This window comes from Polaromonas sp. P1_F9 (assembly GCF_056405615.1).
On sequence record NZ_JBFUBT010000001.1, the window covers coordinates 404928 to 418938 of the forward strand.

Annotated in this window: 14 protein-coding genes; 6 read left to right on the forward strand and 8 right to left on the reverse strand. The window is 61.3% G+C overall.

Annotation, left to right across the window (positions count from 1 at the left end; translation table 11 throughout):
• The first annotated feature begins 151 nt into the window (after nt 1–151).
• The 4 genes from AC1DYR_RS01855 (at nt 152) to AC1DYR_RS01870 (ending at nt 2562) form a co-directional block, all read left to right on the forward strand.
• Nucleotides 152–547, forward strand: a complete 396-nt coding sequence (locus AC1DYR_RS01855) for an RNA-binding protein (protein ID WP_477703587.1) — start codon at nt 152–154, stop codon at nt 545–547.
• Between the two features lie 76 nt (nt 548–623).
• A complete protein-coding gene (locus AC1DYR_RS01860) occupies nt 624–1154 on the forward strand; it encodes a cupin domain-containing protein (RefSeq protein ID WP_477703588.1) in 531 nt (176 codons plus the stop codon).
• Between the two features lie 34 nt (nt 1155–1188).
• Nucleotides 1189–1908 (forward strand): glutathione binding-like protein, encoded by a 720-nt coding sequence (locus AC1DYR_RS01865; protein ID WP_477703589.1) that lies wholly within the window; start codon nt 1189–1191, stop codon nt 1906–1908.
• A gap of 33 nt (nt 1909–1941) precedes the next feature.
• Nucleotides 1942–2562, forward strand: coding sequence for a DsbA family protein (locus AC1DYR_RS01870; RefSeq protein ID WP_477703590.1), 621 nt, complete (start codon nt 1942–1944; stop codon nt 2560–2562).
• Here AC1DYR_RS01870 and AC1DYR_RS01875 read toward each other — a convergent pair.
• Nucleotides 2559–4271: a cation:proton antiporter domain-containing protein gene (locus AC1DYR_RS01875; RefSeq protein WP_477703591.1), complete on the reverse strand. Its 1713-nt coding sequence runs from the start codon at nt 4269–4271 to the stop codon at nt 2559–2561. The two genes, AC1DYR_RS01870 and AC1DYR_RS01875, sit on opposite strands and share 4 nt — an antisense overlap.
• 247 nt (nt 4272–4518) lie before the next feature.
• Between AC1DYR_RS01875 and AC1DYR_RS01880 the strand changes: the two genes are divergently transcribed.
• Entirely contained in the window at nt 4519–5361 is an 843-nt protein-coding gene (locus AC1DYR_RS01880; RefSeq protein ID WP_477703592.1) for a hypothetical protein, read from the forward strand.
• 87 nt (nt 5362–5448) lie between these two features.
• Here AC1DYR_RS01880 and phbB read toward each other — a convergent pair whose 3' ends face one another.
• From phbB to maiA, 5 genes are all read right to left on the reverse strand, one after another.
• The gene (gene phbB, locus AC1DYR_RS01885) at nt 5449–6186 is read right to left on the reverse strand and encodes an acetoacetyl-CoA reductase (RefSeq protein WP_477703593.1); all 738 of its coding nucleotides are present in this window, start codon (nt 6184–6186) and stop codon (nt 5449–5451) included.
• A gap of 140 nt (nt 6187–6326) precedes the next feature.
• On the reverse strand, nt 6327–7505 hold the full coding sequence (locus tag AC1DYR_RS01890; RefSeq protein ID WP_477646481.1) for an acetyl-CoA C-acetyltransferase: 1179 nt from the start codon (nt 7503–7505) through the stop codon (nt 6327–6329).
• 81 nt (nt 7506–7586) lie between these two features.
• Nucleotides 7587–9353 carry a class I poly(R)-hydroxyalkanoic acid synthase gene (gene phaC, locus AC1DYR_RS01895; protein WP_477703594.1) on the reverse strand — a complete coding sequence of 589 codons (1767 nt, stop codon included), beginning with the start codon at nt 9351–9353 and terminating at the stop codon, nt 7587–7589.
• Nucleotides 9354–9709: 356 nt separating this feature from the next.
• Nucleotides 9710–10519 (reverse strand): peptidoglycan editing factor PgeF, encoded by an 810-nt coding sequence (gene pgeF / locus AC1DYR_RS01900; RefSeq protein WP_477703595.1) that lies wholly within the window; start codon nt 10517–10519, stop codon nt 9710–9712.
• A gap of 12 nt (nt 10520–10531) precedes the next feature.
• Nucleotides 10532–11170, reverse strand: a complete 639-nt coding sequence (gene maiA / locus AC1DYR_RS01905; protein WP_477703596.1) for a maleylacetoacetate isomerase — start codon at nt 11168–11170, stop codon at nt 10532–10534.
• Between the two features lie 122 nt (nt 11171–11292).
• Here maiA and AC1DYR_RS01910 point away from each other — a divergent pair, with 122 nt between their 5' ends.
• On the forward strand, nt 11293–12327 hold the full coding sequence (locus AC1DYR_RS01910; protein WP_477703597.1) for an NADP-dependent oxidoreductase: 1035 nt from the start codon (nt 11293–11295) through the stop codon (nt 12325–12327).
• Nucleotides 12328–12365: 38 nt separating this feature from the next.
• On the opposite strand, the gene AC1DYR_RS01915 is transcribed toward AC1DYR_RS01910, so the two are convergent.
• Together AC1DYR_RS01915 and AC1DYR_RS01920 are read right to left on the reverse strand one after the other, a co-directional pair.
• Complete coding sequence (locus tag AC1DYR_RS01915; RefSeq protein ID WP_477703598.1) at nt 12366–12854, reverse strand: Lcl C-terminal domain-containing protein; 489 nt, start codon at nt 12852–12854, stop codon at nt 12366–12368.
• 145 nt (nt 12855–12999) lie between these two features.
• Nucleotides 13000–13953: a LysR family transcriptional regulator gene (locus tag AC1DYR_RS01920; protein ID WP_477703599.1), complete on the reverse strand. Its 954-nt coding sequence runs from the start codon at nt 13951–13953 to the stop codon at nt 13000–13002.
• Nucleotides 13954–14011 lie beyond the last annotated feature (58 nt).

Sequence of the window (14011 nt, forward strand, 5' to 3'; positions counted from 1 at the left end):
TTCCGCGGCCCCTGCTGGCATAAGAGATGAGTCTCGGGCCTGACTTGACGTCTGCGTCTGACAGGAAGAGGATGTGATTGCTGACCGGAAATTTACAGTTTCCGCGCCTTAATGATTCGTTGAACCAACGCAATGCATGAAAGGACTCGCCATGAAGAACTTCGAACTGACCAAAAAAATGCTCAGTATGGGTGGTGTGTTTTATCCCACCGGCTACGCGTTCATCATGTTCCCGAATCTTGAAGACGCCAGGCACGTGGCCCACGAACTGGAAATGGGCAACAACGGCATCATGCTGCTGACACCGGAAGACATCCTCGAAGACATCGGCAAGGCGGACGGCCATTCGGACGTGAACCTGCCGCGTGTTGGCACTGAGGGCGCGACGGTCCACAAGTACGTGGACCTCGCACGGGAAGGCCACCACGGGCTGATGATTCCGGTGCCGTCCAAAGACGCTACGGAGCGCATCATGGAAGTCGTGCGGACGGTGCCTTTTTCCTATGCACAGAAGTACCACAGCCTGGCGATCGAGGACCTGGAGTAACGCCTGTCCCGCAGGTGCCCAAGGACAATCGGGGGCAGGTTGAAAACCGGCCCGGGTTTAAGGCACACTGCGCCTCATGCCCCAGTCCAGCCGCACTCCAGACCCCACTACGACGCCCCGCGCCAGCCAGCTCATTGAACAGCTGCGGCTGCAGCCGCATCCGGAAGGAGGCTGGTACTGCGAGGTGTTCCGCTCCCCACAGCAAGTGGCGCCGCAGGACGGAAGACCGGAGCGCAATGCCCTGACCTCGATTTACTTTTTGCTTGACGCCACACAGCACTCACGCTGGCACCGCGTTCTTTCTGACGAAGTGTGGGTCCATCTTGAGGGCGCGCCACTCGATCTCTGGACATGGAACGCGGAGAACAACCGCCTGAACAGCACGGCGCTGGGCCCTGTCAGCGCGGCAACCACCCCTCAACACGTTGTGGAGGCCGGCCTTTGGCAGGCGGCCAGGCCACAGGCGAATGCCGTGGCAGGCTACACCCTCGTGGCCTGTATGGTGAGTCCGGGCTTTGATTTTTTCGACTTCCAGATGATGGAGCCAGACGGCAACGAAGCCCGGCAAATCGCCGACGACCATCCACAGCTGGCGCCATTAATCTAGTGCTCAACAAGTTCAAGAACCCCGAGGATTTCCCATGATTGACCTGCACTACTGGCCCACCCCCAACGGATGGAAGATTTCCATCATGCTGGAAGAATGCGGCCTGCCCTACCGGCTGGTTCCAGTGAACATCGGCAAGGGTGAGCAGTTCACGCCGGAATTTCTCGCGATCAGCCCCAACAACCGCATGCCGGCCATCGTCGACCACGCGCCTGCCGGCGGCGGGGCACCTGTGGCGGTGTTTGAGAGCGGCGCCATCCTGGTGTACCTGGCCGAAAAGACCGGCCGCTTTCTGCCTGCCGAATTGCGCGAGCGCTACCAGGCTATGCAGTGGCTGATGTGGCAAATGGGCGGGTTGGGCCCCATGGCGGGGCAGAACGGTCACTTCCTGCTGTATGCGCCGGACAAAATCCCCTACGCCATAGACCGCTACGGCAAGGAAGTCGACCGTCTTTACGGCGTGCTCGATGCGCAACTGGCACGAACCGGTGCGCATGTGGCGGGTGCTGCTTACTCCATCGCCGACATGGCCATCTTTCCCTGGGTGCGTACGCACAAGGCTCAACAGGTTGACTTGCAAAAATTTCCCCATGTACAGCGCTGGTACGACGCCCTGTTTGAAAGGCCTGCCGTCAAACGCGGGCTGAACCTTGGCAAGGAACTGCGCGCACCGGCGCTGACCGATGAAGCACGCAAGGCCTTGTTTGGCCAGACAGCGCAAAGCGTACGAGACGGCGCGCACAAGGTTTCCTAACCCCCTTTTCCGTCCTCAAAAACCGGGATGCCCATGATTGAATTCTTCTTCGACTGCTCCAGCCCCTGGACCTACATCGCTTTTCGCAACATCCAGCCGCTGGCAGCCGAGTTGGGGGAAACGATTCGCTGGCGGCCGGTGCTGGTAGGAGGCATCTTCAACAGCGTCAACAAAGGCATTTATGCCGCGCGGGAAGACATGAATTCGCCGAAGAACCGCTATACGCTCAAGGACGTGCAGGACAACGCGCGCCAAGCGGGCCTGAAGATTGCATTTCCACCCAAGGTATTTCCGGTCAACAGCGTCAAGGCCATGCGCGGCTGCCTGTGGATTGCACACGATGCCATGGCTGAACCGCACTACCTTGAATTTATCGAAGCCACCTTCGCGGCGTATTTCACCCGCGAGGAAGACATCTCCCAAGACGAGGTGCTGGCCACCATCTGCCGACAGACCGGCATCAACGCGGAGGCATTTTTGACGGGCATTGCACAACCCGATATCAAGGAGCAGCTCAAAACCAACACCGACGAAGCGATCCGGCGCGGTGCGTTCGGTTCACCCACCTTCTTTGTGGGCGACGACATGTATTTCGGCAACGACAGGCTTGCGCTGGTGCGCTCCGCCGTGTTGCGGGCCAGAGCAAGCGCCTAATGCGCTGCGGTTGACGTGCCGACGGTGACGCCGGCGCGCTCCAGCACATGGCGCGCCATGGACTGCGCTAGCTCCTGTTCACCGAGGAAGACCTTGCCGGCCTTCTCGTTGTCGAGCAGGCGCGCCTCGGTCTCGTTGTGGGTGCGCACCACGGTTTCAACGGCCGGATTCAGTGAACGTGCGGTGGCGACCATTCGCCTGACGTCCAGCGTGTCGGGCGTCGCGATCACGAGCATGCGCGCCTGCACGATGTGCGCCTGAACGAGAACTTCCGCCTCCACCGCATCGCCAGACACGGCCGCGATACCCTGCTCCCGAAGCCGTTCCACTGCCTCGCGATTCTGCTCTGCCACCACAAACGGAATGTGATGGGCCTTCAGTGCATCGGCGATGCGCCGCCCTACCCGTCCATAGCCCACCAGCACCACATGGTTCGACAAATACTTCTGGTCGGTCGTGGCCGGCAGCTCGGCCGTCGGGTCATCGCGGGCCTCCAGCTTGCGCGCCAGGGGTGACTTTGCCAGTATCCATTGCTGCAAGGGCTCAACCGCCTTGAAGACCAGTTGGTTGAGTGCAATCGAGATCAGCGCACCCGCCAGCACCAGGCTTTGCCCTTCGGGGGGTAGCAGGCCCAGCGACGCACCCAGGCCCACCAGGATGAAAGAGAACTCGCCGATCTGCGCGAGACTGGCCGAGACGGTAAGCGCGGTGTTCAGCGGATAGCGAAATGCCATCACCAGCAAGCCGGCCGCCAATGTCTTGCCGACGATGATGATGCCCACCACGGCCAGCACCTGCAATGGCCGCTCCAGCAATACCCAGGGGTCAAACAGCATACCCACCGACACGAAAAACAGCACGGCGAAAGCGTCGCGCAAAGGCAGCGACTCTTCGGCCGCCCGGTGGCTGAACTCGGATTCGCGCATCACCATGCCGGCGAAGAAAGCGCCCAGTGCGAAAGACACGCCGAACAGCGCCGTCGCGCCGAAGGCGATGCTCACGGCGGCGGCCACCACGCACAGCGTGAACAGCTCGCGCGAACCGGTGCGCTGCACCTGCCACAGCACCCAGGGAAAGAAGCGACGCCCCACCACCAGCATCAGCGCCACAAAACCGCCTACTTGCAGCAGCGTAATGCCCAGTGTTTTCCACAGCGCATTGACATCGGCATCGACCTTGCCCGACAGCCAACCGCCCAGCGGCGGAAGAAGAACGAGCACCAGCACCATGGCCAGGTCCTCCACGACCAGCCAACCCACAGCAATCCGCCCATTGACCGAGTCGAGGATGCCGCGGCTTTCAAGGGCCCGAAGCAGCACCACGGTACTGGCGACCGACAGCGACAGGCCGAACACCAGCGCCCCGCCGAGATTCCAACCCCACCAGTGCGCAAGGCCCATGCCGAGCGCGGTGGCGACCGTCATCTGCACGATGGCGCCAGGCACCGCAATCTTGCGCACCGCCAGCAGGTCGTCCAGCGAGAAATGAAGCCCGACACCGAACATCAGCAGCATCACCCCGATTTCGGCGAGCTGGCTCGCGATCTCCGCATCCGCCACAAAGCCGGGCGTGAACGGCCCGATGATCACACCCGCGAGCAGATACCCCACCAGTGAGGGCAAGCGCAGCCGCACGGCAAGAAAACCAAAAATCAGGGCTAGGCCCAGACCAGCGGCAATCGTGCTGATCAGGGAAACGCTATGGGGCATGCGAGAGGAATTCCTTTAAAAATCCGGTTAAGAGTCCGCCAAGACTCCAAGGAAGGCCTGCGACGCAGCCCGGCAAGCGGGCTGTCCCCGTAGAACACGTTTGTTTAATTTACTACAGTTGCGTGAGTGCCGAGCCGCCAAATCCCCACGGCATTGCAGGGTGTTTGCAACGGCACTGCACAGGCAAGCCGCCGCATCGAGGGTAAAACCAGGTAGCTGGCGGCACAGCGCTGCCTACAATTCCCGCATGCCGACATCAATACCCTCCGTCACACGTAACCGGCGGATCGGCTATTGGTGGGCACCGTTGATGCTGATCGCGGTGGTGCTGGCCGTGGTCGCCTACCTGCATCCGTACCAGCCGCTGCAACTCTCGGATCTCTCCCCCCAGGTGATCGCCGCTTCCGCCGAACTGGACCCATTGTTCGGCAAGCCCGTCGCACGGTCATTCAAGTACGCCACCCGGCGCAGCTATTCCTCACCGGCCGGATTGGTGGAAGTGGAAATCCGCGTGACCCTGCAACCCATGGGCAACGGCCTGGTCATGCGACAGGACGACTGGTACGACCTGGGAGGCCGCAGCGTGATCTACCAGGAGCGCTATGTCCTCTTTCGCAACCTGTTTTCGGTGCACACGCGCAGCCGCGAAGTCGCCCCGCTGGTACACGACCTGATCGGTCGGGTCGGCTGGTACAACGACTCCGTGGAATCCCTGGCCAGCACGCAAGAAGGCGGGTCACCCGGCGACGCCGCGTGGAAGCTGGATCTCACCATGGACCGGCTGTCCGACACCGACGGCAAGAGCCTGACGCTGCAAACAACACGCTACCAGAGCCGCCGGCATTGCGAGCGCTCCGGGCAGGTGGACGGCGCAGCGATAGGCGACGGCTTCACCGGCTCTTACCCCAAGGTCATTTGCCGCAGCGAGACGACCGGCCCGTCCGGCGGGCGCCGCTCGGAATATATCTGGCTGCCGGAGCACGGTATTTTCCTGTCGCTGGGATTCCAGCAAGCGGCGGAAACGTCCGGGAAGCCCGACACGGCGCTCGATGTGAAGGGTCGCTACGTTTCCTTCGACGTGATGCCTTGAGTTTTTCCGGTACAAGCCGTGCCGCAATGGCCTGGCCATAAAAAAACCCGCCGAAGCGGGTTTTAACAGGCACTCGGGCAAGTGCGATCACCCCATGTGCAGGCCGCCATTGAGCGAGAAGTCGGCGCCGGTGGCGTAGCCGCCTTCATCGGACGCGATCCAGGAAATGATGGAGGCGATCTCCTCGGGCTGGCCGAGCCGTTTGGCGGGCACGCCTGCGACGATTTTCTCCAGCACGTCAGGGCGTATGGCTTTGACCATGTCGGTGCCGATATAGCCGGGGCTTACCGTGTTGACCGTCACGCCCTTGGCCGCCACCTCTTGCGCCAGCGCCATCGTGAAGCCGTGCAGGCCGGCCTTGGCCGTGGAATAGTTCACCTGGCCAAACTGGCCCTTCTGGCCGTTGACCGACGAGATGTTGATGATGCGTCCGAAACCCGCTTCAATCATGCCCTCGATGACCTGTTTGGTCACGTTGAACATGCTGTTGAGGTTGGTGGAGATCACGGCATCCCAATCGGCCTTGCTCATCTTGCGGAACTGGCCGTCGCGCGTGATGCCGGCGTTGTTGACCAGCACAGCCACTGGGCCGTGCTCGGCCTTGACCTTGTCAAAGGCCGTGACGGTGGAATCCCAGTCGCCGACGTTGCCCACCGACGCATAAAAAGTATGGCCCAGGGCTTTTTGCTCGTCGAGCCATTTGGTGTAGTCGCGCGTGGGGCCGCAACCGGCGATCACCGTGAACCCATCCTTGTCCAGCCGTTGGCAGATGGCGGTTCCAATGCCGCCCATACCGCCCGTGACATACGCTACTTTCTTTGCCATTTCGCTCTCCTTGATTTTGTGAATTATTCGAAACCGTTTACCGGATGACTTCCATGCCGAACGGCCCACCGTGATTCGCTATCGATTTAATAGCTGCTTGCGCACGGTGCAAGCCAGTCTCAGCCTCTTTTACCTTATATTCAGCGCTCCAGTGTGAGGGCAACCCCCATGCCGCCGCCGATGCAAAGGCTGGCAATGCCTTTTTTCGCATCGCGCCGCGCCATTTCGTGCAGTAACGTTACGAGGATGCGGCAGCCGGACGCGCCGATCGGGTGGCCGATCGCGATGGCGCCGCCGTTGACGTTGACCTTGCTGGTGTCCCAGCCCATCTCCTTGTTCACCGCGCAGGCCTGGGCGGCAAAGGCTTCGTTGATTTCGAGCAGGTCGAGGTCCTGGGCCTTCCAGCCTGCGCGCTGCAGCGCCTTGGTCGATGCGGGTACCGGACCCATGCCCATGTAGGCAGGGTCGAGACCGGTGGTTGCGTAGCTGGCGATGCGCGCCAATGGCTTGAGGCCCAGGGCGGCGGCTTTTTTGGCCGTCATGACCATCACCGCGGCAGCGCCGTCGTTCAGGCCCGAGGCATTGCCTGCCGTCACGCCGCCAGCCTTGTCAAACGCCGGGCGCAGGCCCGCCAGACCTTCGGCGCTGGTCTTGCGGTTGATGAATTCGTCCGCAGCAAACACCACCGGATCACCTTTTTTCTGCGGAATGGTGATGGGGATGATTTCATCCTTGAATTTGCCGGCGTCCTGCGCGGCCGCAGCCTTGGTCTGGCTGGCCAGGGCCAATGCGTCCTGCGCTTCGCGATTGATCTCGTATTTTTTTGCCACGTTCTCGGCGGTGATGCCCATGTGGTACTGGTTGTAGACGTCCCACAGGCCGTCGACGATCATGGAGTCGATCATCTTCCAGTCGCCCATGCGTTGGCCGTCGCGCGAGCCATTCAGCACATGCGGGGCAGCGCTCATGTTCTCCTGGCCGCCGGCAATGACGATTTCGCTGTCGCCCGTGGCCACAGCCTGCGCCGCCAGCATGACGGCTTTGAGGCCGGAGCCGCAAACCGCATTGATGGTCAGGCCCGGAATGCCGTTGGGAAAGCCGGCCTTGATGACCGACTGGCGCGCCGGGTTCTGGCCGACGCCGGCCGTCAATACCTGGCCCATGATGACCTCGCCGAGTTGGTCGGCATTGAGGCCGGAACGCTCCAGCACGCCCTTGATGACGGCTGCGCCGAGTTCGGTTGCGGGTATTTTGGCGAGCGACCCGCCGAATTTACCGACGCCGGTGCGGCCGGCAGCAACGATAACGATGTCTTCCATGATGTGTCCCTTTTGAAGTTTTAGGATGCGTTTATGAATGCGTTTTTATGAATGCGGTCTGGGGAGGCGCGGGTTGCTGCGTCAGGCTTTTGCCTTGACATAGCGGCCCGGCGCAGCCTCAATGACTTTGTACTTGCGGCTGCCATAGGTTTTCGGTGCAGCAATTTGCTTGCCAGCATGCTCCTTGAGCCATTCAGACCAGTCGGTCCACCAGCTGCCGGGGTGCTCCGTCGCGCCTTTGAGCCATTCGGCCTGCGCCGCAGGAAATTTGCCCTGAGGCAGTTTGTCGCGGGTCCAATAGCTTCGTTTTTTCTTGGCCGGCGGATTGATCACACCCGCAATGTGGCCCGACGCACCCATGACAAAACGTTTTTTCCCCGGCAAATGCTGTGTAGAGGCATAAGCGCCGCCAATCGGCACGATGTGGTCTTCACGCGAGCCGTAGATGTACACAGGAATGTCGACCTTGCGCAAGTCTACTTTCTGGCCGCACACCACTGTCTTGCCCGGCTTGATGAGATTGTTCTCGAAATAGGTATTGCGCAGGTACCAGGCATAAAACGGCCCCGGCAGGTTGGTGGAGTCGCTGTTCCAGTACAGCAGGTCAAACGGAGGCGGTGTTTCGCCCTTCAGGTAATTGCCCACCACGTAATTCCAGACCAGGTCATTCGGCCGCAGGAAACTGAAAGTGGAAGCCAGGTCTTGCCCCTTGAGCAAGCCGCCCTGCCCCATCTCGGCCTCGCGGTACTTGACTGAAGTTTCGTCGATGAAGATATCAAGGATGCCGGTGTCGGTGAAATCAAGAAACGAGGTGAGCAGCGTGGCACTCGCCACCGGCTTTTTACCCTGCGCGGCCAGCACGGAAAGCGCTGTTCCGAGGATGGTGCCGCCCACGCAAAAACCCAGCGCGTTCAGGGTTTTGGCGCCGGTGATCTCCTGCACCACCTCGATCGCCTTGATGGCGGCGTGCTCGATGTAGTCGTCCCACGTCTTCTGGGCCATCGACTCATCGGGGTTGCGCCAGCTCACCACGAAGGTGCGGTGGCCCTGGCTGACGGCATAGCGGATCAGCGAGTTCTCGGGCTGCAGGTCAAGGATGTAGAACTTGTTGATGCATGGCGGGATCAGCAGGAAAGGCTTTTCGTACACCTTTGCCGTCAGGGGCTTGTATTCCAGCAGTTGAAAGAATTCATTTTCAAACACCACCGCGCCTTCGGTGGTGGCAACGTTCTTACCGACCTCGAACACACGCTCATCGGTCATGGATACGTGGCCCTGCTTCAGATCGTGTAGCAGGTTGGTGATGCCCTGGGCGATGCTTTCGCCCTGGCTCTCGATGGCTTTTTGCTGCGCCTCGGCATTGAGCGCCAGGAAATTGCTGGGCGCCGTGGCAGCCATCCATTGCTCCACCGCGAAGCGCATGCGTGCACGCGTCTTGGCGTCGCCCTCGACGGCATCAGCCAGGGCCATGAGGGTGCGGGCGTTCAGCAGATAGGTGGAAGCCGAAAATTTCGAGACGGGGTTGGTCTTCCAGGCCGCGCTTGAAAACCTGCGGTCAGAAGATACCAGCGTATCGGCGCCCTCCTGCAGCCCTTGGTTCCACAGGGCTGACGCGTCTGCGATATAGCGCTGCTGCAATTCCTGGAGCCTGGCCGGATCGAACTGGAGGCCCGGTGGGGTTTGGCCTGGGCTGAACACACCCAACGGTGCGAATCCGTTGTTTGCACCAGTATTGAAGCCGGCGCTTGATCCGGCGTTTGCCATGACACTCATGGCCTGCTGCAGGCCTGCCGCAAAGGTCTCTTGCATCTGCCGGGCCGCTTCGGCCTGCTTTGCGTCAAAATTCATCTTGTCTCCCCGATCCATGTTGAGTCCCGGTGACTCTTTTGAGTACACCAACAGTATCGTAGGATTTGCATTACAAATTGCTCACCAGGACCGCGGAGTTCCACGTATTTATGTATTTGATTGTCATCGCCTGGATTTACGTTGTGCTCATGATGAGTGTTGCCGAAGCCACCAACAGCAACGGCACACTTCTGGGTGCACTGGTCACCTTTGTACTCTATGGACTGGGTCCTGTGGCATTGGTGGTTTACCTGATGGGCGCACCTGCCCGCAGCAGGGCGATCAAGAAACGCGCCGCAGCAGAGCGCCTGCAGCAAACTGCAGACGTGGACGCAGCCCCAGACAAACCCTCACCATCAAACGCGCCAGATACAGGCGGCCATGCGCCCCGTGGTGCCAAACCCATTACCAGTGACGCCGGCATCCCGCCGGTGGGAAAAGAACCTTGACGGATTGCCCACGGTGCACCATGCATCGCTGCCGTCATTGCCGTACACCTGTGTAATCCCTATCGCCTTGAGGCGCAACCGCGCCAGCGCCGGCAAGTCGGCCAGGTATTTACCGATGCCGCACGGCGCAAAACACCGGCCGGCGTCAGGCTGCACGGTTTCGAATGCGGCCTTGACTTCAGCGCCGACTTCGAACGCTGAAGGCCCAATGCACGGCCCAAGCCATGCTATTGTTTTGATAGCTTCTTGCGCTTGTTTTTGTTGGGCCAGAGCCCGAAATGACTCATAAACTGCCTCAAGTACACCGTGCGGGCCTGTCGGACTTCCTGCCAGCCCGCGCCAGCCCGCATGCGCTGCGGCGACCACAGCGCCGTCTTCGCTTGCGAACAGCACCGGCAGGCAATCAGCCACCATGATGGTGCACGCAACCCCGGCCTGGCCGGTCACGCAAGCATCGGCTTTCTGACCATCAGCAGTGGCGGCGTCCAGCACCCGCACCTCGCTGCCATGCACCTGCTGAAGGAACACCGGGTGGCTGCCCGTTGCCCGCTGCAGCACCTCACGGTTCGCCGCGACATTGGCCGGCTGGTCGCCGACGTGGTCACCCAGGTTCAGGCTGTCATAGGGAACGGGCGACACGCCACCGGCACGTGTGGTGAACACTGCCCTCACACCTCCAGGTACTGGCCAGTCGGGAATTAACCAATCTGCATGCACAGCGAGTCCAGCTCAGGCTTCGTTGTCGGGGCAGGCCGAAGGCTGGGCTTTCTGGAAGGCCGGCAGCGCCATGCACGCGTCGAACGCGGCCATGGTGCGGGGCAGTCCGTCAAAACTCACGTTAAAGCGTTTGGCATTGAATATCTGCGGCACCAGGCAGCAATCAGCCAGTGTCGGTGTATCGCCATAGCAATAGGTCGATGCCGGCAATTGGGCGAGCTGGCGTTCAAAGGCCTCCAGGCCTTCACGGCACCAGTGCACATACCAGGCGTTCTTTGCCGCTTCGTCGAGCTTGAGTTCCTTGACCAGGTATTTCAGGACGCGCAGGTTGTTGACGGGGTGGATTTCGCAGGCAATGGACTGCGCCAGCGCGCGCACTTTGGCACGGCCCATCGCATCGGCCGGTAGCAGGGCCGGCTCGGGGTGTTTTTCGTCGAGGTATTCGATGATGGCCATCGACTGCGACAGCTTTTCACCATCGACTTCCAGCAGCGGCACCAGGGTGTCGGCGGCCAGGGCGGCGTAAGGCGGCTGCTTGTGCTCGCCTTTGGCGATGTGCACAGGAATGTAGTCGTAGCTCAGACCCTTGATCTCCATCGCAATGCGTACACGAAACGACGAAGAAGAGCGGAAATAGTTGTGGAGTTTCATCTCTAAAGCATAAACCTAAATGATGAAATCGCGCCGTGCGAATCGCCTGCGCGACTCGCGCGGCGTCCCGCCGGCACTACCATTTCGGCAAACACCCTTAACCCGAAGTCAGCGGAGACACCATGAGCGCCATCACCACCTTAAGTAACCACCAGATTCGCCTCGCCAGCCGCCCCGTCGGCCTGCCCACACGCGACAACTGGAACTTCACCACCGAGCCGGTGGCCGAGCCCGGCCCCGGCGGCGTACTCGTCAAAACCCTGTACCTCTCGCTCGACCCCGCCATGCGCGGCTGGATGAACGACGCCAAGAGCTACATCCCGCCGGTTGAGATCGGCGCCGTGATGCGCGCAGGTGGCGTGGGCAAAGTGATCGCCTCGCAAAACCCGGCCTTTGCCGTGGGCGACTACGTGAACGCCGCACTCGACGTGCAGGAATATTGCCTGATCCCGGCCGACCAGATCAAGCGCAGCGGCATGTTCAAGATCGATCCGCGCCTGGGCCTCACATCCTGGCTTAATGTGCTGGGCCTGCCCGGCATGACAGGCTACTTCGGCCTGCTGGAAGTCGGCCTGCCCAAGGCCGGCGAAACCGTCGTGGTTTCCGGCGCGGCCGGCGCCGTGGGCCAGACAGTGGGCCAGATCGCCAAGCTCAAGGGTTGCCGGGTGGTGGGCATTGCCGGGGGCAAGGCCAAGTGCGACTGGGTGGTCAAGGAACTGGGCTTTGACGCCTGCATCGACTACAAGAACGGCGACGTGCGTGCCGGCCTGAAAGAGCATTGCCCCAAGGGCATCGACATCTATTTCGACAACGTGGGCGGCGAGATCCTGGACATGGTGCTGGCGCGGCTGGCGCGCGGTGCCCGCATCATTATCTGCGGCGCCATCAGCCAGTACAACAACACGACGCCCGTGAAGGGCCCCGTCAATTATTTATCGCTGCTGGTCAATCGCGCCCGCATGGAAGGCATCGTGGTATTCGATTACGCCGACCGCTACCACGTCGGTGTGGCGGAGATGGCGGGTTACCTCAAGGCCGGCACCATGAAAAGCAAGGAAGACATCGTCGAGGGACTGGACACTTTCCCGGAAACACTGCTCAAGCTTTTCAACGGCGAGAACTTCGGCAAACTGGTGCTGCAGGTGGCCAAAGACTGAGGCCCGATGCGCCGGCTGCTACCGGCCTTGGGTGCCGCTTACTTCGCATTGCGCACAAGGCGCACGACGGCCGCCGTGGCGCGCGGGGCTTCACCGGCGCTGCCGTCGCTGAAGCCCACAAAGGTGAAATAGCCCGGGCCGGTGCTGCTCGACGTCCAGAAGCGCGCCACGGGCGTGCCCGGAAAAGCATTGGGATCTATCGCCGCCTTGTCCACGTCAGCCTCCCGTGCAGAGACGATGCTGGAGAGTTCTTTGAGAATCGGCAGGCGCCATTCGGCCTCCGGCGCGGAAGCCGCCTTGGCACGCGCGGCCGCATCGGGATGATTCAGAAAAGCCGGTTGCCCGGTGCAGGTCTTGCCCTTCCAGACCATACCTTCCGCGCAGCGCCGCCAGACCAGGCCGGTGCGGCTATCGGTGACTTCCTGGTTGTCTGCGGATACGCTGAAGCGCTCCTGCGCAAAACTTGCGCCGCACAAAGCCAACAGCAAAAGGGAAAGACCCAAGGTGTGAACAGAATTGCGGTACATAGAAATCTCCATGGCCAGAGCGGCCTTGCAGCCTTACGACTTGTTACTAATACTAGGCAAGTTATCTCGCTGCAACCATAGGGAACCTATGTAGGGGGTAGTACTTAGCACTCACGCACTGTTTGTGTGCGGGCGCATTCAGGCGTCATGGCTGATACAGCTGGTAGTCATGCCCAAGCCCGCCACCATCAAGAACCCCCTGCGTGACCTGCTCAACCAGGAAATCCAGCAGCACGCGCACGCGTGCCGGCAAGCGGCCGCCCCGGCCGACAAATACTGCATGGATGGGTTCGCGCTCGCCCGGGTTCAGGTTTTCAGCCACCGGCACCAGGCGGCCCGCGTCAATATCGCGGCCGACGTGGAACATCGACATGCGGGCCAGCCCGGCGCCCGCCAGCACCAGGTGGCGCAGCGCCTCGCCGTCACTGGCGCGCGCATAGCCGGTGATCGGCAACTGCTGAACCTGCCCGTCTACCCGTACCGGCCAGTAATGCATATTACGTTTGAAGGTATGGGCCAGACGCTGGTGAGCTTCGAGTTCTTCCATCGTCTGCGGCGTGCCGTGTCGCGCCAGGTAAACGGGGCTGCCGACAATCACCTGCGCCGTATCACCCAGGCGCCGCGCCACCAGTTGGGACGACGCGAGTGCGCCCCAGCGGATTGCCACATCGGTGCGCTCGTCCAGCAGGTCGACCACGCGGTCGGTCAGGGTAATGTCCAGCGAGATGTCCGGGAAGCGCTCGTGAAAAGCCGGCACCAGCGGCAACAGCAGGCAGTGCGCGGTGGGCATGCTGGCGTTGATGCTGACACGCCCGCGCGGCATGGCGCCGGCAGCGGCGCCGCGCTCGGCCTCGTCCATGTCGGCCAGCACGCGCGTGCTCTGCTCGTAAAACGTCGTGCCTTCGGGTGTGAGCTGCAGCTTGCGCGTAGTGCGGTTGACCAGCCGCGTACCCAGCCGCGCCTCCAGACGGGTCACCAGCTTGCTGACGGCCGAAGGGGTCATGCACAGCTGCCGCGCGGCAGCCGAAAAACCACCCTTGTCCACGACCTGGACGAAGGCCTCCATCTCGCCGGAGCGGTTGACGTCTATGCGAGGCATGAACTGCTATTTTTGCGCGAATTATTGTGAATTGAATTCATAAATTATTGTCTTTATG